Genomic DNA, 17,540 nt, shown 5'->3' with positions numbered 1-17,540 from the left:
CCTCAGGCGGCGCCGCGCAGCCGCAAGACCTCGGCATTGACGCTTTCGAGCCAGGCATCGCGAATGCCGGTCTCGCGCAGATGGGCGAGGGTGTTGAACACATAGGCATCGTTCGGCCCGGACTGGCCGGCGGAGACATCGACGATGCGGGCCGCGTCGAGAGGATCGAGCGCACCGGCATATTGACGATGCGCCCGGTCGACGACATAGGCCACCGCCGTCACCTTTCGACCGTCGGCAAGCCGGATCGGCGCCTGGCGCTCAAGATAGACCTTGGTCACCAGCTCCCGCTCGCGCAGGTAGTCGAGCACACTGCTGCGATCGGCATCGGCCACCCGGAAGGCGACGCCCCGGCAGGCCCCGCCGCGATCGAGGCCGAGCACAAGTCCCGGACTTTCCTCAGTCCCGCGATGCACCCAGGAATAGACACAGAGCGAACGCCGATAGCCGAAAATCACCGCGTCGGATTTTTCGACAAAGCCGAAACCCGGATTCCACATCAGCGATCCGTAGCCAAACACCCAAAATTCGTCCATATCCAAGACCATACCAAATCACCGTTGCGCCGCACCATTGGAGAACATCATGTCAGCGTCAAGCCAGAGCGAGAGATCCGGCCGAAGCTTCAGGGGAATGTTCATCCTCTTGGGGATCATCGTCCTGCTCGCCGCCGTCTATACTGGCGGCTGGTTCTATGCCGCCTCGGCGTTGAAGACCAATGTTCTGAGGGCGCTGGGCAAGCAGGATGCAGCAGGCTTTACCGGCCAGTGCACCGACCTCAACCAGCAGGGCTTTCCCTTCCGGATCGGCCTCACTTGTTCCAAGGTGCAGATCGATGACCATGTAAGGGGCGTCTCGGCTGTATTCGACAATCTGAATGCTTCCGCCCGTGTCTACACACCCGGCAACATCGACTGGCAGCTCAATTCACCGGCCGAGATCCGCACCTCGCAGGGGCTGACGATCTCCTCGGAATGGACGGCGCTGCAATCCACCCTGGTGACCCGCGGCAACGGCATCGAGCAGGGCGCGACGACGATCAACGGCCTGAAGACATCCGTCGTCTCGGCCGCCACCGGCCAGACGCTCAACTTCACCGCCGACAAGACCGAAATTCACGTCCGCCAGAACGGCGACGATCTCGAGGCTGTGTTCGAGGTCAAGAACTCCAATGCCGTCATCCAGGACTTCCCCCAGCTCCCGGCGCTGGCTGCCAGCGTCGATATCACGCTGAGCGGCAAGGCTGGCCTGCTCGATGGCAGCGAAAAGGACGGTCGCGGCCTGTTCGGCGCCGCCGGCATCCTGCGCCATGTGACCGCCGACATCGGCGACGGGCGCATCATGACCCTATCCGGCCCGTTTTCCTTCGATGACGATGGCTATGTCACGGGCCAGTTCAAGCTGGAGATCCAGAAGATCGGGCACTGGCGCGACAGCATCAAGCAGGTCATCCCCGCTGCCAAGCAAACGGTCGACATGGCGGGCAAGCTTTTGAAATCGCTCGCAGCCGGCAGTGACCGGGTGTCGATCGACCTGACCGTCGAACACGGTGCGGTGACACTCAGCGGCTTCATCCCGCTGGGACGAATCCCGCCGATCTGAATTCCTCAGGGCGCCTTCTTGTCCAGCGCGTGGCGGCCGAAATCCGCCGCGTCGACATCCTGGCCGGCCTCGACGATCGAACGCCGGATGGTGCGGGTGCGGGTGAACAGTTCCATGATCTTGTCGCCCTCGCCCCAACGGATCGCCCGCTGCAGATAGGCGAGATCCTCGGAAAAGCGCGCCAGCATCTCGAGGATGGCATCCTTGTTGTGCAGGCAGACATCCCGCCACATGGTGGGGTCGGAAGCGGCAAGCCGTGTGAAATCGCGAAAGCCGGAGGCGGAGTATTTGATCACTTCCGACTGCGTCACCGTTTCCAGGTCGGCGGCGGTGCCGACGATGTTGTAGGCGATCAGGTGCGGCAGGTGGGAAACGATCGCCAGCACCTTGTCGTGATGCTCGGGGTCCATCTCGTCGACCCGTGATCCGAGCGTTTCCCAGAAATGCCGCAGCGTCTTCAGGGCGGTTTCGTCGGTGCCGGGCAGCGGCGTGAAAATGCACCAGCGGCCAGTGAACAGGCCGGCAAAGCCCGCATCGGGACCCGACTTTTCCGTGCCGGCCAAAGGGTGGCCGGGAATGAAGTGCACGCCTTCCGGAATATGCGGCTGCATCTGCGCGATGACCGAGGCCTTCGTCGATCCGACGTCGGTGACGATGGCACCCTTCTTCAGATGCGGGGCGATCTCGATGGCGACGCTCTCCGAGGCGCCGACAGGCACGGAGACAATGACCAGATCGGCGCCCTCGACGGCCTCGCCCGCCGATAGCGTGTAGCGGTCGCCAAGCTCCAGTTCCTCGGCCCGCTTCAGCGTCTCGGCACCGCGGGTGGCGATGACCACCTCGCGGGCAAGCCCCAGTCGACGGATATCGTGGGCTAGCGACGAGCCGATCAGCCCAATGCCGACGAGCGCGATCCGGTCGAACTGGACATCGCTCATGCCGCGCGACCCATCAGTTCGCCGAGCGTCTCGATGACGCCGCGATTGGCCTCTTCCGGTCCGATGCTCATGCGCAGCGAATTGGCAAAGCCGTAGCCGCGCACGGCGCGCAGGATATAGCCACGGCTGGTCAGGAGATCGTCGGCATCGACGGCGCGCTTGCCATCGACATCCGGGAAGTGGATGAGGACGAAATTCGCCACCGACGGCGTGACCTTGAGGCCGATGGCTTCGAGCGCGCTGGTCAGCTTGTCTAGCCACATCAGGTTATAGGCAACGGCCGTCTCGACGAAGGCCTGGTCACGCATGGCAGCGGCACCGGCGGCGATGGCGGCCGAATTCATGTTGAACGGCCCGCGAATGCGGTTGAGGGCGTCGACGATCTCGGCCGGTCCGAACATCCAGCCGACGCGCAGCGCCGCAAGGCCATAGGCCTTGGAGAAGGTCCGGGTCATGACGACATTGGCGTTGGAGGAGACGAGCTCGAGGCCGGCCTCGTAGTCGTTGCGGCGGACATATTCCGCATAGGCCGCGTCGAGCACCAGGATGACGTTCTTCGGCAGCGCTGCATGCAGGCGGCGGATTTCGCTGACGGGAACATAGGTGCCGGTCGGATTGCCGGGATTGGCGATGAACACCATCTTGGTCTTGTCGGTGACCGCAGCGAGGATGGCGTCGACGTCGACGGTGCAATCCTTTTCCTTGACGGTTACCGGCGTGGCGCCAGCGCCCATGATCTGGATCCTGTAGACCAGAAAGCCGTGCTCGGTGATGACGGCCTCGTCGCCCGGCGCCAGGTAGACGTGGCAGAGCAGGCCGAGCAGCTCATCGGAACCGTTGCCGCAGAGTATATTGGCAGCATTCAGCCCGTTGACCTCGGCAATCGCCTTGCGCAGCTCGGTCGCCTGGCCGTCGGGATAGCGTTCCAGCTCGTCGGCCGCAGCCTTGAAGGCGGCGATGGCTTTGGGGCTGGCGCCCAGCGGCGTCTCGTTCGACGACAGCTTGTACACCCGGGCGACGCCAGGCGCGCCCTCCTTGCCGGGCACATAGGCAGCAATGTCGAGAATGCCGGGACGGGGAACGGGCTTGCTGATTTCGCTGTTCATGGGGACGACCTTGGACAAGGGCCGGCATATCCGGCTTCAAACATCCCGTGGCATTAATCCGGAATGACGATTTTGTCGAGGGAGAAGCCGGCGGCGCGCTCAGCGCTTCGGCAGGCTTTCCTCGCGCGTCGTCGGCACGCCGCGCGGCGCCAGCACCGGCACGAAGACGCGGCGGGAGGCACGCACGGCCACCGGCAGACCCTGATAGAGCCGCTTCTGCGCCTCGACGATGATGACGCCGGAAAAGGCCGGCCAGAGCGTCCGGCCGATACGCTCGAAAGCGCGACGCAGCCGGAGGATGGCGCGCAGCTTGGAGGGCGGGAAGAACAGCGCTTCCGCCGTCGCGCCGGGCGTAAAATTGGTCTCGCGCAGCAGTGCCGTCAGCTGACTGCGGGAATAGGGCCGGCCCGAGCCGAAGGGCGTGTGCTCCATGCGCGCCCAGACGCCGCGCCGGTTCGGCACGACGATCACCAGCCGCCCGCCCGGTGCCAGCACGCGCCAAAGCTCCTTCAGCGTCTCACGCGGGCTCTCGGCATATTCCAGCGAGTGCACCATCAGCACGCGGTCGATCGAGGAATCCGGCAGCGGCAGTTCCTCGTCGAAGATCAGTGCCGTCGACGAGGCGGAGCCCATCGGCCAGTTCACTGCCCCCTGCCCGGCCGGCATGAAGGCGAAGGTGCGCTCGGTGTCGGCGCGAAACCGGTCGAGATAGGGAACAGAATAGCCAAGACCGACCAGCCGCTCCTCCGGCAGTCGCGCCCAGAGCGACGACAGCGCCATGGCAACGGATTGCTCCGCCAGGCGCCCGAGCTCGGAATGATAGAATTGGCGGAGGTCGACGATATCGGCATGCATGGTGGGAATGTTATCAGCCAGCGGTTGGACTTCAAGGCCGCAACCTCTACATTCGTGTGCACTGACCAAGGATAGGACATTTAAGCCATGCAGCCTTTGGAACTCGACGTATTTTCCTGCCGAACTGATAATTACGGCGTTCTCGTCCACGATCCCGAGACCGGCCTGACGGCCTCGATCGATGCGCCCGAGGCCGCCGCCGTTGCCGCAGCCGCAGCCCGTCGCGGCTGGACGATCAGCCACATCTTCACCACCCACCACCATATGGACCATGTCGAGGGCAATCTGGCGCTGAAGGAGCAATTCGGCTGCAAGATATTCGGCCCGCTCAACGAGGCGGTGGCCATTCCCGGGCTCGACCATGCCTACGGCGACGGCGACAGCTTCAAGTTCGGCAGCCACACCGTCAATGTCATCGAGACCCCCGGCCACACGGCAGGCCATATCTGCTACCATTTCGAGGACGACAAGCTGCTGTTTGCCGCCGACACGCTGTTCGCGCTCGGCTGCGGTCGGCTGTTCGAACGGCCGGCATCCGACATGTGGGCCTCGCTGCAGAAGCTCGCCGTGCTACCCGACGAGACGGCGATCTACTTCGGCCACGAATATACGCTGGCCAATGCCCGCTTCGCGCTGACAATCGATCCCGGCAACGAACGCCTGAAGGCCCGCGCCGCCGACATCGAGGCCATGCGCGCCGAAGGCAAGTTCACCATCCCGACGACGCTGGCGATGGAAAAGGAAACCAACCCCTTCCTGCGCCCCGCCGACCCGGCCATCCGCCGCAATCTGCTGATGGAGAGCCGCAGCAACGAGGAAGTCTTCGCCGAGATCCGCAAGCGGAAAGACAATTTCTGATGCGCCCCGAAGACATCATTCGCGAACTGAACATGCAGCCGCATCCCGAGGGCGGCTGGTACGTCCAGACGTTTCGCGACAGCCCGGGCGAAGAGCGTGGCCACTCGACGGCGATCTATTACATGCTCGAGGCCGGCCAACGCTCCCACTGGCACCGCGTCATCGACGCTGCCGAGGTCTGGCACTATCATTCCGGCGCACCGCTGGCGTTGCATCTCTCGGAAGATGGCACTGAAAGCCACACGACGATGCTCGGGACCGACCTCGTCAACGGCGAGCGGCCGCAGGCGATCGTCCGAGCCAACTGGTGGCAGTCGGCTGAGACGACGGGAAACTACACCCTGGTCGGCTGCACCGTCGCACCCGGCTTCGAGTTTTCGAAGTTCGAGATGGCCCCACCGGGTTGGGCGCCTTCCGGAAGCTAGCCTCTACTCGGCAACCGCAGTATCCGCCATTGCCGGCCGGCGCAGGATCATCTTGTGAGCGGCCAGCACCGCCCCGCCGGTGACCAGCAGGCAGGCGCCGGCAATGCCCCAGCTCGGTGCGGCAAAGCCGAACAGCGTCAGGATGAGAGTCGACAGCAGCGGCGCCGCATAGCTGGCGGCGCCGAGGATCTGGATATCGCCGTTCTTGACGCCATAGTCCCAGGCGTAAAACGCGGCACCGACCGGGAACAGCCCGAGGCCGACAACAGCTGCCCACTGGAATGCGGTCTCCGGCCAGACGGTGGCTTCAAGGCCGAGATGGCAGAGAAACGACAGCAGCGATGTCGCCAGGCAGAAGCCTGTGACGACATCCGTCGACACGGCGTCGAACCTGCGGGTCAAAAGCGAATAGCCCGACCAGGTAAACGCGCAGAGAAAAGCCGCGCCATAGCCAAGCCCATAGGCGGCGTCGAAGTGGAAACCGTTACGGCCGACGATCAGCACCGTGCCGGCAAGGCCGGCCACGGCCCCCGCCACGTGATACCAGCGCAGCCGCTCGCCCGGCAGCAGCGCCGAACCGACGACGATCAACAGCGGCCAGAGATAGGCGATCAGCCCCGCCTCGACCGCCGGCGCGTTGCGCAGTGCCGTGAAATACAGGAAATGATAGCCGAACAGCCCGGCAATACCCGTTATCCAGACCTTGGCCGGCTGGCGCAGCAGCTTCAACCGCTCCGGCTTGAGGGTGAGCACGACGATGCCGGGAATGCTGCCGATGGCAAAGCAGATGGCGGAGAGCTGGAACGGCGGCATCGTCCCCGAGGCCGCCGTGAACAGCGCCAGAAACGACCACATCAGAATGGCCGAAAAGCCGATCAGCGTCGCCCGAAAACTCATTCATCATCCCCCTCGGCGCGTGTCGATCCGCCCGTCGCCGGTAGGGATGTTCTTATGCGCCGTATTTGACCGCCGTGATCGTCACCGTCCCGTACTTGGTAGGAATACGGACATAGACCGGAGCATATACCTTCATGGCGTCGGCCTTGGCAAACCAGATCTCCATGTCGTTGCTTTTCGCCAGATAGTCGAAATCGGTGCGGCTTTTCTTGTAGCCGCCGAGCGCCTTGAAGCGGACGGAGCAGACGATGGCATCGCCCTTGAAACCCTCGGTCGAGAACGGCTTCGACCCCTTCGGCGACAGCTTCAGGGTCATCCGCGTCTCGCCATCGTAGATCGGCAGCGTCTGGGCGCAGACATTGGTGTTTGCCGAAAAGATCAGGCCGGAGATCGGATCGAGCACCGACTTCAGGTCGCCGTCGGCAACCGGGATCCAGTTCTGCGGACGACGCGGCGTAGGCGTCGTCGTCGTCGAGGTGACGTTGCCGTTGTTGTAGACGACGTCATAGGTGTGGTTCTTTTTGCCGCTCTTGTAATAGAGGGTGTAGCGCGACGCCTCGAGCTTCTGCGGTCCGACCACGCCGGCGACATCGGCTTCCGCCGAGATCGTCGTGACCAGGTCTGCAAGGCCCGAGGAATTGACCTTCCCCTTGATGGTGAAGTGCTTGTCGATCACTTCTGTCTTGAAATCGGCATGCGCGATCGGCAGGCCGGCCAGCGCCACCCGGTATTCCGTCTCATGCCGCATCTCCTCGGCATAGGACACGGCCGGCAGCAATCCGGCGAGAGCGGTGGCGAAAAGCCATTTTCCAAGATGCGACATCGTGATTGCCTTCATATGAGCGGGTGTACCCTATATAGACACTCTGTTGATGTCTGCGATGGCAACAAGCACCAGCTTTTTGGCGGAATTGCGGGAAATGCCAAGGTTTGGCTTGACTGCCACGCCTGCGCTGACTATAGAACCGCAACTTTCCAATCATGGCCTGTTGGATTGCCTATCCGGTTTTGCCGGCAAGCTATCCGATGGCAGACAAAAATAAAATAGGTGTACCATGTCCCGCATGTGCGAATTGACCGGCAAGGCCGTCCTGACGGGTAACAATGTCAGCCACGCAAACAACAAGACGAAGCGCCGGTTCCTGCCGAACCTGTGCCAGGTAACGCTCATCTCTGATTCGCTCGGCCAGCGTTATCGCCTGCGCGTTTCGGCAGCAGCGCTGCGTACCGTCGAACACCGTGGCGGCCTCGATGCCTTCCTTCTGAAATCAGACGAAACCACGCTCAGCCAGCGCGCCCGCCTGCTGCGCCGCCAGATCGTCAAGAAGACCGCTGAAGTTGCAGCAGCACCGGCTGCCTAAGACTTTATCGATCCTATACTATACGTTCTTTCAAAGGCTTGACGGGTCTCTCCCGCTCAAGCCTTTGCTTTGACCGGCCCGTCCCTCCAACTGGTGGCATCACCCAGGATAAAAAAATGCCTAACCCGCGCTTTCTATTGATCTATGTTGCCCTGATGACGCTGGTCGTCGTCGCCTCCAATTTCCTCGTCCAGTTCCCGCTGAACGGCGAGATCGCCGGCATCAAGCTCGGCGATATCCTGACCTGGGGTGCCTTCACCTATCCGGTCGCCTTCCTCGTCACCGACCTCACCAACCGCCAGTTCGGCCCGACCATCGCCCGCCGCGTCATGCTGGCCGGCTTCGTCGTCGGCATCGCCATGTCGTTCTTCTCGTCGGTACCGCGCATCGCGGTGGCCTCGGGGGCAGCCTACCTGCTCGGACAGCTGCTCGACATCGCTTTGTTCAACCGCCTGCGCCGCCAGGCCTGGTGGCGCGCGCCGCTCGTCGGTTCGCTGGTCGGCTCGCTGCTCGATACGGTGATCTTCTTCTCGCTGTCCTTTGCCGCCTTCTTCGTCTTTCTCGGCGACAACACGCCCTTCGCGCTGGAGCAGGCCCCGATCCTCGGCATCTTCGCCGTCGAAGCACCGCGCTGGATCTCCTGGGCCATCGGCGATTTCACGGTCAAGCTGATCGTCGGACTGGTGATGCTGCTGCCCTACGGCGCGCTGATGAACGTGCTGAAGCCGGCACAGACGATACGCGCCTAGGCGAAGACCGGAGCCAACGCGCGATCAACGGGAGGGGCGCATGCCGCCCCTCAGCGCAGCAGCCGGAACTCCAGCATCAGATTGCGCTGCAGGATCGAGTGGTTGTCGTCCGACACCATGATCAGGTGAACGCTGCCGTCGTCGGCGCGAAAGGCGTCGATGCCCTCCATATTGTCGATCTGAAAATCGGCATTGGCCTCGAAGATCACCCGGCCATCGACCACGGCGCCCGGATTGATGTCGCGGGCGGCAATGCGGCGCAGGCGCATGCCGATTCCATGGGCGAAATCGAAGCGGCGCTCGAGCAGCACCAGGTCGCCATCGGGCAGAAAGGTGCCGTCGCTGACGTCGTAACCATCGTAGTGGCGCACGGTGAAGCGCCCCTTCAGCGGGCCGTCGAGGACGGCCGCCAGCATGTTGCCGTCCCTGTCCAGGCTCCGCTCGGCCACCAGCACGGCATTGCCATCGAGCGGACTGCCCGGAGGCCCGACCATCAGCGCCTCGAGGCTCTGGTTACCGCGAAGGGCATTGCGGTTCATGAGGATCGGAAGGAAGCCGGAGGGTGGCGATGTCTCGAAGCCGGGATCGGGATAGACGTCGACGCGGTGGTTCTGCTCGAAGCTGACGAGCACGGTATTGCCGCGCAAGGCCAGGCCCTCGGCATCCATCACGCCCTTGCCCTCATGGGTCTTGCCGAAACGATCGATTATAGGCGTGATCCCCGCCTCCGATATGCCCTGCAGGGTGCCATCCGGGCTGCGGTCGATGACGCCCGTCCACCAGTGCCCGGTATCCAGCACCGAGATGAAATGGCGACGGTCGGGCTGCAGGCGGATGGCGGAGGCAGCCCCGAACAGATCGTTGCTGGAGGTCATCTGCAGCCCGCCCAGAAACTCGAGGTCGCCGAACTTCGTCACCGTCGAGCCGAAACGGAAGGCGGAAATCTTGCTGGCCCGGATTACCGCCGGCCCGCCGGCGGAGGGGTCGCCGACCGAAACACAGCCGGCCAGCACGGCGGCCAGCAGGCAGACCCGGAAAAGTCGCTTCATTCAGCCCTCTGAAATTCAAACAGCGGCCGGGAACCGCCCTTATTCGCGATCGTTAGCCGGCTTTGCGGCGACGGGCGCCGCGCTGCTGCGTCTGGTCTTCGAACAGCGATGCCAGCTGCTCGGTCATGGCGCCGGCCAGTTCGTCGGCATCGACGATGGTCACGGCGCGGCGATAATAGCGCGTCACGTCGTGGCCGATACCGATGGCCAGCAACTCGACCGGAGACCGGGTCTCGATCTGCTCGATGACGGCGCGCAGATGCCGCTCCAGATAATTGCCCGGATTGACCGACAGCGTCGAATCGTCGACCGGCGCGCCGTCGGAGATCATCATCAGGATCTTGCGCTGCTCCCGCCGCGCCAGCAGCCGGTTGTGCGCCCAGATCAGCGCCTCGCCGTCGATGTTTTCCTTGAGCAGGCCTTCGCGCATCATCAGGCCGAGATTGTTGCGGGCCCGGCGCAGCGGCTCGTCGGCCGACTTGTAGATGATGTGGCGCAGGTCGTTGAGGCGTCCCGGCGTCTGCGGCTTGCCGCCGGCAAGCCAGGTCTCGCGCGATTGTCCGCCCTTCCAGGCTTTGGTGGTGAAACCGAGGATCTCGACCTTGACGCCGCAGCGCTCCAGCGTGCGTGCCAGGATATCGGCGCAGGTGGCGGCAACCGTGATCGGCCGGCCGCGCATCGAGCCGGAATTGTCGATCAGCAGCGTCACGACCGTATCGCGGAACTGCGTATCGCGCTCCATCTTGAAGGACAGCGGCTGCATCGGATCGATGATCATCCGCGTCAGGCGGGCCGGATCGAGATAGCCCTCCTCGAGGTCGAAATCCCAGGAGCGGTTCTGCTGCGCCATCAGGCGGCGCTGCATCCGGTTGGCAAGCCGGCCGACGGCGCCCTGGAGATGGGCCAGCTGCTTGTCGAGAAAAGCCCGCAGGCGCTCCAGCTCGGCGGCATCGCAGAGTTCGGATGCGCTGATGGTCTCGTCGAAATCCTGCGTGAAGACGTGGTAGTCGACCTTCTCGTTGAAATCGGAGAACGGCGTGTTCGGACGGCGCGTCTCGCCGGGTGTCTCGGAATCGTCCTCGCCCTCGTCGGTCATGTCGTCGTCGGAAATTTCCGCGCCGTCCATTTCGCCGTCGTCCATCTGCTCGTCGGCCTGCTCGCTGTCCTCGGCAGGTGCGGCATCGGCGCCGGCGTCCTCGTCGACTTCGTCCTGGTCCTGCTCGTCGCTGCGCGGCTGATCTTCCTCGGAGGTCGTGTCCTCCTCGTTCTGCTCGGCCTCGTCGTCGCCGTAGTCCTCGGCCATCTCCATCGCCGAGAGCACATGGCGCATGGCGCGGGCGAAGGCCTGCTGGTCGTTGATCGCCTCGGGCAGCTTGTCCAACGCACCGGCCGTCTTTTCCTCGATGAACGAGCGCCAGAGCTCGAGCACCTGGCCGGCACTTTCCGGCGGCTTCTGGCCGGTCAGCTTCTCGCGGATGATCATCGCCATGGCTTCGCCGAGCGGCGCGTCTTCCTGGCGCTCGACGCCGGCGAAATTCGCCTTGGCGTATTTTTCGGTGTTCATCGAGTAGATGTTGGCGGCAACGCCATCCATGCGCAGCGTACCGATCGATTCGACACGCGCCTGCTCGACGGCGTCGAAGATGACGCGTGCGTCCGTGCCCTGCGGTGCCATCGTCGCATGCACGCGGGCATCGTGGCAGGCAAGCCGTAGCGCCATGGAATCACCGAGACCGCGGGTGACCGCGAGCTCATGAAGAGTCGGCCGCTTCGACAGTTCCGGCAGCCGGATGCGCTCCCCGGTCATGCCCGGACGCTCGTTGGCAAAGGTCACCTCGACCTCGCCATCGCCGGCGATCGAGCGCACGCAGCCGGTGATCGCGCGCCGCAGCGGCTCCATGTCGACCTGCGTGTTGGGCTTGCCCTTCAGATTGTCACCACGACCTGCCATGCTATTTTCGGTCTTTCTCAGGCCTCGAGGACGATGTTGGCGGCACTTTCCTTCAGCTCGACGCCGAAGGCGCGCTGGTAGTGCTCCGCCACCAGCGGCCGCTCCAGCTCGTCGCACTTGTTGAGGAAGGTGACGCGGAAGGCAAAGGCGACATCGCCGAAAATCTCGGCATTTTCCGCCCAGGTGATGACCGTACGCGGACTCATGACGGTCGACAGGTCGCCGTTCATGAAGGCAGCGCGGGTGAGATCGGCGACGCGGACCATCTTCGAGATCGTTTCGCGACCGGCCGTCGTGCGGAAGGATTTGACCTTGGCGGCGACGATGTTCACTTCCTGCTCGTGTGGCAGGTAGTTCAGCGTCGTCACGATCGACCAGCGGTCCATCTGCGCCTGGTTGATCTGCTGCGTGCCGTGGTAGAGGCCGGTGGTGTCGCCGAGGCCGATGGTGTTGGCCGTCGCAAACAGGCGGAAGGCCGGATGCGGACGGATGACGCGGCTCTGGTCGAGCAGCGTCAGGCGACCGGACGATTCCAGCACGCGCTGGATGACGAACATCACGTCCGGGCGGCCGGCGTCGTATTCGTCGAAGACCAGCGCGACATTGTGCTGGTAGGCCCAGGGCAGGATGCCGTCCTTGAATTCGGTGATCTGCATGCCGTCCTTGACGACGATGGCATCCTTGCCGACGAGATCGATACGGCTGACATGGCTGTCGAGGTTGATACGCACGCAGGGCCAGTTGAGGCGGGCGGCGACCTGCTCGATGTGCGACGATTTGCCCGTGCCATGATAGCCCGAAATCATCACCCGGCGGTTATGGGCAAAGCCGGCAACGATGGCGAGCGTCGTGTCGCGGTCGAAAAGATAGTCCGAATCGAAGTCCGGCACATAGGCGTCGCCCTTGCTGTAGGCCGGCACGCGCATGTCGGAATCGATGCCAAAGGCTTCGCGCAGCGAAACGGTGGTGTCTGGCAGCTGCGAGATATCAACGTCAATCTTACTCATCATGTCTCCAAGGCGGGTGGTCGCACCCGGCCGCATTGCATGTTCTTTGTCGCGACTGCTTCGCCACGAAAGATGGCCGCTCATCCCGAATGGTCAAGACGACGGCGATTCTTCTCCGGGACTAAAGCGAAATCTCTGTGCGACCGGGGTGCGCCGGAGAGCATGCCAAACAAAGTCCCGGACAAGAAACGCCGCGTCCGGAGTGTAGACCGGAGATGGCAGCGACGAATGCGCCATGAGGCACCTTGCTCGCCCGGCAATCCCGGTCGTTCCGGACCATACCTCATCCCAATTCGAACTCAAGGAGACGGATTAACAAAAACCGTTCTGCTTCAACAATTGATAGGCCTGGACGACGGCCCTGAAGCGGTCTTCGGAACCCCGGTCGCCGCCATTGGCATCCGGATGATGCTTCTTGACGAGCTGCTTGTAGCGGCTCTTGATCTCGGTGGCCGTGGCCCCGAAGGTCAGCTCCATCGTGTCGAAGGCTTTCGCCTCCAGCGACTTCAGCTTGCGCACCGGCGATTCGAAGCGCGGCCCGCGGCCGAGCCCCTCGGCCACGAAGCCGAACGGATCGCGCATGCGCGGATGGGCGCCGGAGCGCACGTCCGAATGCAAGGGGCTGTTGCGCGCCGCCTTGTTGACGCCAACGCTCCAGGTCGGGCGATGACCGGTGATGGCTTCCTTCTGGTAGCGGGCGATCTCGTTGTCCGACAGGCCGGAGAAGTAGTTGTAGCCCTTGTTGTATTCGCGGACATGCTCGAAGCAGAACAGGAAGAATTTGCCTTCGGCATTGCGGCCGACGGGCGCGCGATGCACACCCTTCTTGTCGCAGCCGTCCCATTGGCAAACGGGGTCGGCAGGCTGCTCTTCCGGTATTTTTCTCCGACGCGTCCGGATGCCATCGAAGAATTTTGAATCAAGTCCCATGGCCCTAATTATGGGCTTTGGCGGCGCTGACAACAAGAATTGACAAACGGAAATCTTGCTGGCTTTGTGGTCCGTTTTCTCAAGCACCGAAGCAGGCCGCATGCCCATGACCGTTCAATCTCGCATCGAAGAAATACTGACGCAGAATTTCGCGCCGGAGCGGCTTGCCGTCATCAACGAAAGCCATCTCCACGCCGGCCATCACCCCGACATAACGGGTGCCGGAGAGACCCATATGCGGGTCCGGATCGTCTCCGACAAGTTCACCGGCATGCCCCGCCTCGCCCGCCACCGCGCCATCACCGCCCTGCTGAAGCCCGAACTGGACGCCGGCCTGCACGCGCTGGCCATCGAGCCGGCAGCACCGGGTGAAACGGTCGGCTGGTAGGGAGCGGCCGGCATTCCTGCGGTCTCATCGGCTTCAGCGCCAGATGCCCCCCTCTGTCGGCTACGCCGACATCTCCCCCACAAGGGGGGAGATTACCGCAGCCTCCAGGCCGCCTCACGCAGAGATGCTTGGCTTTCTATGTCGGTGTGACGAGCGCAGGCGCTCCAGCCAATCTCCCCCCTCGTGGGGGAGATGTCACGAAGTGACAGAGGGGGGCGATCTGGCACAAAAGATCGCGGCATGAACTGGTCAGAAGTCTCGATACCTGACCGAGACTGCATCAAACCGGATCCGTATCCGCCGCCTCGGCCGGCCGGATGCGCAGCTTCGTGATCCTGTTCTTCTCGCGCTTCATGACGATGAAGCGCTTGCCGTAGAAGGTGAAGGCCTGGCGCTCCTCCGGGATGGTCATGGATTCGTGGATCACCAGGCCGGCAATGGTCGTTGCCTCCTCGTCCGGCAGGTTCCAGTCGAGCGCCCGATTGAGGTCGCGGATCGGCACGACGCCGTCGACGACGATCGAACCGTCCGCCTCCTGCCGCACGCCCGAAATGTCGAGATCGTGCTCGTCGGCGATGTCGCCGACGATTTCCTCCAGAATATCCTCGAGAGTGACGATGCCCTGCACTTCGCCATACTCGTCGACGACGACGGCGAAATGCTGCTTGCGCCGCAGGAAGGCGTTCAGCTGATCCTCGAGATTGGTGCTGTCGGGCACGAACCAAGGCTTCTGCGCGATCCTGGCGATATCGAGGTTTTCCGGCTCGACATTCGGCTCGGCCAGCGCCCGCAGCAGATCCTTGGCGTGGACCACGCCGATGATATTGTCCGTCGTGCCGCGCCAGAGCGGCATGCGGGTATAGGGGCTCTCCAGCATGGCGCGCACGACGACCTCAGGCGGATCGTCGGCATTGATCGCCCGCATGGCCGTGCGGTGAACCATGATGTCGGAAAGCTCGAGCTCGCTGAGATCGAGAACACCGCCGAGACGGTCACGGTCGGCCTTCACCACCGACCCTTCGCGGTGGAGGAAATCGACGGCACCGCGCAGCTCCTCATGCGCCGACAGCATCGACACTTCCTTGGACAGGTTGACGCCGAACAGCGCCAGGATGTGGCGGACGATCGTGTTGACGACGCTCGACAGCGGACCGACGATGGTGACGAAGATCTTCACCAGCGGTGCGACGGTAAGCGCAAAGCGGTCCGGCGCAGAGATCGCCCAGCTCTTCGGCAGAACCTCGGCGAAGATGACGAGAATGACCGTCATCGCCAGCGTGGCGATGGCAACGCCGGAATTGCCGAACAGCCCGAGAAACAGGCTGGTGGCGATCGACGACGACAGGATGTTGGCGAGATTGTTGCCGATCAGGAGCGCGCCGATCAGCCGGTCGCGGCGCTCGATCATCCCGTTGACGACGCCGGCCCGGATCTCGCCATTGGCTTCCAGCGTGTGCATGCGGCTGCGCGAGGCGGCCGTCAGCGCCGTCTCGGAACCGGAAAAGAATGCCGAGAAAAGGACAAGCGCGACGATGGAGACGATCTCCTGCCAATATGCAGCAAGCGTGCCGAGCGTGCCTTCGATGGTCATTGCGGGTGCTTTTCCTTGAGGAAGCTCAGGACTTCCGATGGGGGAACATCGCCGGCGACGAAGGATTGTCCGACCCCGTGGGTGAGGATGAAGGTCAGCTTGCCGCTCTTCACCTTCTTGTCCTGGCCGATGGCCTTCATCAGCATCTCGGCCGGCGGCAGCGCGCCCGGAATATCGCTCATCCGCGTCGGCAGGCCGACTGTCTTCAGGTGCGCCTCGACGCGGACGGCGTCGTCTGGGCTTGCGAGGTTCATCCGGGCGGAAAACTGATGGGCCAGCACCATGCCGATCGCGACGCCCTCGCCATGCACCAGCCGGCTGCTGTCGTATTCGGTGGCCGCCTCCAGCGCGTGGCCGAAGGTGTGGCCGAGGTTGAGCAGGGCCCGGGCGCCGTTTTCGTGCTCGTCGGCGACCACCACGTCGGACTTCGCCTGGCAGCTCGCCGCAATCGCCTCGATGCGCGACGGACCGCCGGAAAACACGTCGCGCCAGTTGGTTTCGAGCCAGGCGAAGAAGTCCGGCTTGTCGATCAGCCCGTATTTCGCGACTTCGGCATAGCCGGCGCGAAACTCCCGTTCGCTCAGCGTGTTCAGCACATCGCTATCGGCGAGCACCAGATCGGCCTGATGGAAGACGCCGACGAGGTTCTTGCCCTGCCGCGTGTTGATGCCGGTCTTGCCGCCGACCGAGGAATCCACCTGCGACAACAGCGAGGTCGGCACCTGCACGAAGCGCACGCCGCGCCGGACGATGCCGGCCGCAAAGCCGGCGAGATCGCCGATGACGCCGCCGCCGAGCGCGATCACCATGTCATTGCGCTCGACCCGGGCTTCCAGCACCGTGTCGCAGACATCAATCAGGTGATCGAAGCTCTTGGTCTTCTCGCCGGCCGGCAGCACCAGGCTGGCGACCGCGATGCCGGCCGCCTCGAGGCTGGCCGTGAGGGCTGCGAGATAGAGCGGCCCGACATGCTCATCGGTGATGATGGCGGCCCGCCGGCCCTTCAGCCGCGCCGCAATCTCCGCGCCGGCCCGCCCAATGAGCCCGGGGCCGATCAGGATATCATAGGCCCGTTCGCCGAGCGGCACATGGACGAGGCGTTCGGATGTCGGCATGGTGGCAGTCATGATGCTTCACTTTCCTGGCTTGTCCGGACGATCGCCGCCAGCACATCCCTGGCAATGACGTCCTTGTGGACATCCCGGGACAACACGGTCAGGTCGGCCTCCGCATAGATGGGGTAGCGGGCCTTCATCAGACCTTCGAGCGTGCCCTTCGGGTTCTCGGTCTTCAGCAGCGGCCTTGTATCCCGCTTGTTGACGCGATCCCACAGCACATCGAGATCGGCCTTCAGCCAGACGGACAGCCCCTTGCGCTTGATATGCCAGCGGGTGCGATCGTTGACGAAGGCGCCGCCGCCGGTCGAGACGACCCGCGGACCGCCCTTCAACAGCCGCTTGATCACCCGCGTTTCCAGCGACCGAAACTCTTCCTCGCCATAGGCCGTAAACAGTTCGGCAATGCTCATGCGCGAAACCCGCTCGATTTCGGCATCCGCATCGACGAAGGGAATGGCGAGATGGGTGGCAAGGAGCCTGCCGATGGAGGTTTTGCCGGCGCCCATCAGACCGACCAGAATAAGGTTGCGCGGACCGAGCGCCGCTCGGGCTCTGTCTTTGAGGCTTTGCGCAAGGGTCAGAACAGGTTCAGTCATCGGGCCATTCATAAATTGTTTGCAAAGGGTATCGTCAAATGCGCCCATAGCGTCAAGTCGCCGCACTATAAACACCTCTGCAATACATCTTCGCTAACGGTTGCTTGGCCGAAATGATC

Annotated in this window: 19 protein-coding genes; 6 read left to right on the top strand and 13 right to left on the bottom strand. The window is 63.4% G+C overall.

From position 1 onward, the window contains the following. Positions 1–2: 2 nt before the first annotated feature. On the bottom strand, positions 3–536 hold the full coding sequence (locus VH564_RS07640) for a gamma-glutamylcyclotransferase (protein ID WP_423339206.1): 534 nt from the start codon (positions 534–536) through the stop codon (positions 3–5). A gap of 49 nt (positions 537–585) precedes the next feature. Here VH564_RS07640 and VH564_RS07635 point away from each other — a divergent pair, with 49 nt between their 5' ends. Continuing rightward, entirely contained in the window at positions 586–1,602 is a 1,017-nt protein-coding gene (locus VH564_RS07635; RefSeq protein ID WP_423339205.1) for a DUF2125 domain-containing protein, read from the top strand. Positions 1,603–1,607: 5 nt separating this feature from the next. On the opposite strand, the gene VH564_RS07630 is transcribed toward VH564_RS07635, so the two are convergent. The 3 genes from VH564_RS07630 to VH564_RS07620 all read right to left on the bottom strand — a co-directional run bounded on the left by VH564_RS07630 (position 1,608) and on the right by VH564_RS07620 (position 4,501). After that, positions 1,608–2,540 (bottom strand): prephenate/arogenate dehydrogenase family protein, encoded by a 933-nt coding sequence (locus VH564_RS07630; RefSeq protein WP_423339204.1) that lies wholly within the window; start codon positions 2,538–2,540, stop codon positions 1,608–1,610. After that, a complete protein-coding gene (hisC, locus tag VH564_RS07625) occupies positions 2,537–3,646 on the bottom strand; it encodes a histidinol-phosphate transaminase (protein WP_423339203.1) in 1,110 nt (369 codons plus the stop codon). The genes VH564_RS07630 and hisC overlap by 4 nt, the downstream gene beginning before the upstream one ends. A 99-nt stretch (positions 3,647–3,745) precedes the next feature. Next, entirely contained in the window at positions 3,746–4,501 is a 756-nt protein-coding gene (locus VH564_RS07620) for a class I SAM-dependent methyltransferase (protein ID WP_423339202.1), read from the bottom strand. Positions 4,502–4,588: 87 nt separating this feature from the next. Between VH564_RS07620 and gloB the strand changes: the two genes are divergently transcribed. Together gloB and VH564_RS07610 are read left to right on the top strand one after the other, a co-directional pair. Further along, positions 4,589–5,359, top strand: a complete 771-nt coding sequence (gene gloB, locus VH564_RS07615) for a hydroxyacylglutathione hydrolase (RefSeq protein ID WP_423339201.1) — start codon at positions 4,589–4,591, stop codon at positions 5,357–5,359. Further along, positions 5,359–5,784, top strand: a complete 426-nt coding sequence (locus VH564_RS07610; RefSeq protein WP_423339200.1) for a cupin domain-containing protein — start codon at positions 5,359–5,361, stop codon at positions 5,782–5,784. Before gloB ends, VH564_RS07610 begins: the two co-directional genes overlap by 1 nt. Positions 5,785–5,787: 3 nt before the next feature. On the opposite strand, the gene VH564_RS07605 is transcribed toward VH564_RS07610, so the two are convergent. Both VH564_RS07605 and VH564_RS07600 read right to left on the bottom strand, forming a co-directional pair. After that, a complete protein-coding gene (locus VH564_RS07605) occupies positions 5,788–6,681 on the bottom strand; it encodes a DMT family transporter (RefSeq protein ID WP_423339199.1) in 894 nt (297 codons plus the stop codon). 52 nt (positions 6,682–6,733) lie between these two features. Next, complete coding sequence (locus VH564_RS07600) at positions 6,734–7,504, bottom strand: DUF3108 domain-containing protein (protein ID WP_423339198.1); 771 nt, start codon at positions 7,502–7,504, stop codon at positions 6,734–6,736. 232 nt (positions 7,505–7,736) lie between these two features. On the opposite strand from VH564_RS07600, the gene rpmB reads away from it, so the two are divergent. Then, on the top strand, positions 7,737–8,042 hold the full coding sequence (rpmB, locus tag VH564_RS07595) for a 50S ribosomal protein L28 (protein WP_423339197.1): 306 nt from the start codon (positions 7,737–7,739) through the stop codon (positions 8,040–8,042). A 116-nt stretch (positions 8,043–8,158) separates the two neighbouring features. Next, positions 8,159–8,791, top strand: coding sequence for a queuosine precursor transporter (locus VH564_RS07590; RefSeq protein WP_423339196.1), 633 nt, complete (start codon positions 8,159–8,161; stop codon positions 8,789–8,791). A gap of 50 nt (positions 8,792–8,841) precedes the next feature. On the opposite strand, the gene VH564_RS07585 is transcribed toward VH564_RS07590, so the two are convergent. From VH564_RS07585 to VH564_RS07570, 4 genes are all read right to left on the bottom strand, one after another. Beyond that, entirely contained in the window at positions 8,842–9,840 is a 999-nt protein-coding gene (locus VH564_RS07585; RefSeq protein WP_423339195.1) for an esterase-like activity of phytase family protein, read from the bottom strand. A gap of 52 nt (positions 9,841–9,892) precedes the next feature. Continuing rightward, the gene (cobT, locus tag VH564_RS07580) at positions 9,893–11,791 is read right to left on the bottom strand and encodes a cobaltochelatase subunit CobT (protein ID WP_423339194.1); all 1,899 of its coding nucleotides are present in this window, start codon (positions 11,789–11,791) and stop codon (positions 9,893–9,895) included. Positions 11,792–11,808: 17 nt separating this feature from the next. Beyond that, on the bottom strand, positions 11,809–12,798 hold the full coding sequence (gene cobS, locus VH564_RS07575) for a cobaltochelatase subunit CobS (RefSeq protein WP_423339193.1): 990 nt from the start codon (positions 12,796–12,798) through the stop codon (positions 11,809–11,811). A 312-nt stretch (positions 12,799–13,110) separates the two neighbouring features. Beyond that, positions 13,111–13,728, bottom strand: coding sequence for a J domain-containing protein (locus VH564_RS07570; protein ID WP_423339192.1), 618 nt, complete (start codon positions 13,726–13,728; stop codon positions 13,111–13,113). Positions 13,729–13,834: 106 nt separating this feature from the next. Between VH564_RS07570 and VH564_RS07565 the strand changes: the two genes are divergently transcribed. Further along, positions 13,835–14,116, top strand: a complete 282-nt coding sequence (locus VH564_RS07565) for a BolA family protein (protein WP_423339191.1) — start codon at positions 13,835–13,837, stop codon at positions 14,114–14,116. Between the two features lie 280 nt (positions 14,117–14,396). On the opposite strand, the gene VH564_RS07560 is transcribed toward VH564_RS07565, so the two are convergent. From VH564_RS07560 to VH564_RS07550, 3 genes are read right to left on the bottom strand one after another with little or no spacing between them, the layout of a single operon-like run. Beyond that, positions 14,397–15,707, bottom strand: a complete 1,311-nt coding sequence (locus VH564_RS07560; RefSeq protein WP_423339190.1) for an HlyC/CorC family transporter — start codon at positions 15,705–15,707, stop codon at positions 14,397–14,399. Beyond that, positions 15,704–16,834 (bottom strand): 3-dehydroquinate synthase, encoded by a 1,131-nt coding sequence (gene aroB / locus VH564_RS07555; protein ID WP_423339189.1) that lies wholly within the window; start codon positions 16,832–16,834, stop codon positions 15,704–15,706. The genes VH564_RS07560 and aroB overlap by 4 nt, the downstream gene beginning before the upstream one ends. Next, positions 16,831–17,421 carry a shikimate kinase gene (locus tag VH564_RS07550; protein WP_423339188.1) on the bottom strand — a complete coding sequence of 197 codons (591 nt, stop codon included), beginning with the start codon at positions 17,419–17,421 and terminating at the stop codon, positions 16,831–16,833. The genes aroB and VH564_RS07550 overlap by 4 nt, the downstream gene beginning before the upstream one ends. Between the last annotated feature and the right edge of the window lie 119 nt (positions 17,422–17,540).

The sequence above is a fragment of the Rhizobium sp. HT1-10 genome (assembly GCF_049472505.1).
GTDB lineage: Bacteria > Pseudomonadota > Alphaproteobacteria > Rhizobiales > Rhizobiaceae > Rhizobium.
This window is presented reverse-complemented; position numbering and strand designations above follow the sequence as displayed.

Coding starts and splice junctions, on each gene's coding strand:
- VH564_RS07640 (WP_423339206.1), bottom strand. CDS start 536: ATGGACGAATTTTGGGTGTTTGGCTACGGATCGCTGATGTGGAATCCG.
- VH564_RS07635 (WP_423339205.1), top strand. CDS start 586: ATGTCAGCGTCAAGCCAGAGCGAGAGATCCGGCCGAAGCTTCAGGGGA.
- VH564_RS07630 (WP_423339204.1), bottom strand. CDS start 2,540: ATGAGCGATGTCCAGTTCGACCGGATCGCGCTCGTCGGCATTGGGCTG.
- hisC (WP_423339203.1), bottom strand. CDS start 3,646: ATGAACAGCGAAATCAGCAAGCCCGTTCCCCGTCCCGGCATTCTCGAC.
- VH564_RS07620 (WP_423339202.1), bottom strand. CDS start 4,501: ATGCATGCCGATATCGTCGACCTCCGCCAATTCTATCATTCCGAGCTC.
- gloB (WP_423339201.1), top strand. CDS start 4,589: ATGCAGCCTTTGGAACTCGACGTATTTTCCTGCCGAACTGATAATTAC.
- VH564_RS07610 (WP_423339200.1), top strand. CDS start 5,359: ATGCGCCCCGAAGACATCATTCGCGAACTGAACATGCAGCCGCATCCC.
- VH564_RS07605 (WP_423339199.1), bottom strand. CDS start 6,681: ATGAGTTTTCGGGCGACGCTGATCGGCTTTTCGGCCATTCTGATGTGG.
- VH564_RS07600 (WP_423339198.1), bottom strand. CDS start 7,504: ATGTCGCATCTTGGAAAATGGCTTTTCGCCACCGCTCTCGCCGGATTG.
- rpmB (WP_423339197.1), top strand. CDS start 7,737: ATGTCCCGCATGTGCGAATTGACCGGCAAGGCCGTCCTGACGGGTAAC.
- VH564_RS07590 (WP_423339196.1), top strand. CDS start 8,159: ATGCCTAACCCGCGCTTTCTATTGATCTATGTTGCCCTGATGACGCTG.
- VH564_RS07585 (WP_423339195.1), bottom strand. CDS start 9,840: ATGAAGCGACTTTTCCGGGTCTGCCTGCTGGCCGCCGTGCTGGCCGGC.
- cobT (WP_423339194.1), bottom strand. CDS start 11,791: ATGGCAGGTCGTGGTGACAATCTGAAGGGCAAGCCCAACACGCAGGTC.
- cobS (WP_423339193.1), bottom strand. CDS start 12,798: ATGAGTAAGATTGACGTTGATATCTCGCAGCTGCCAGACACCACCGTT.
- VH564_RS07570 (WP_423339192.1), bottom strand. CDS start 13,728: ATGGGACTTGATTCAAAATTCTTCGATGGCATCCGGACGCGTCGGAGA.
- VH564_RS07565 (WP_423339191.1), top strand. CDS start 13,835: ATGACCGTTCAATCTCGCATCGAAGAAATACTGACGCAGAATTTCGCG.
- VH564_RS07560 (WP_423339190.1), bottom strand. CDS start 15,707: ATGACCATCGAAGGCACGCTCGGCACGCTTGCTGCATATTGGCAGGAG.
- aroB (WP_423339189.1), bottom strand. CDS start 16,834: ATGACTGCCACCATGCCGACATCCGAACGCCTCGTCCATGTGCCGCTC.
- VH564_RS07550 (WP_423339188.1), bottom strand. CDS start 17,421: ATGACTGAACCTGTTCTGACCCTTGCGCAAAGCCTCAAAGACAGAGCC.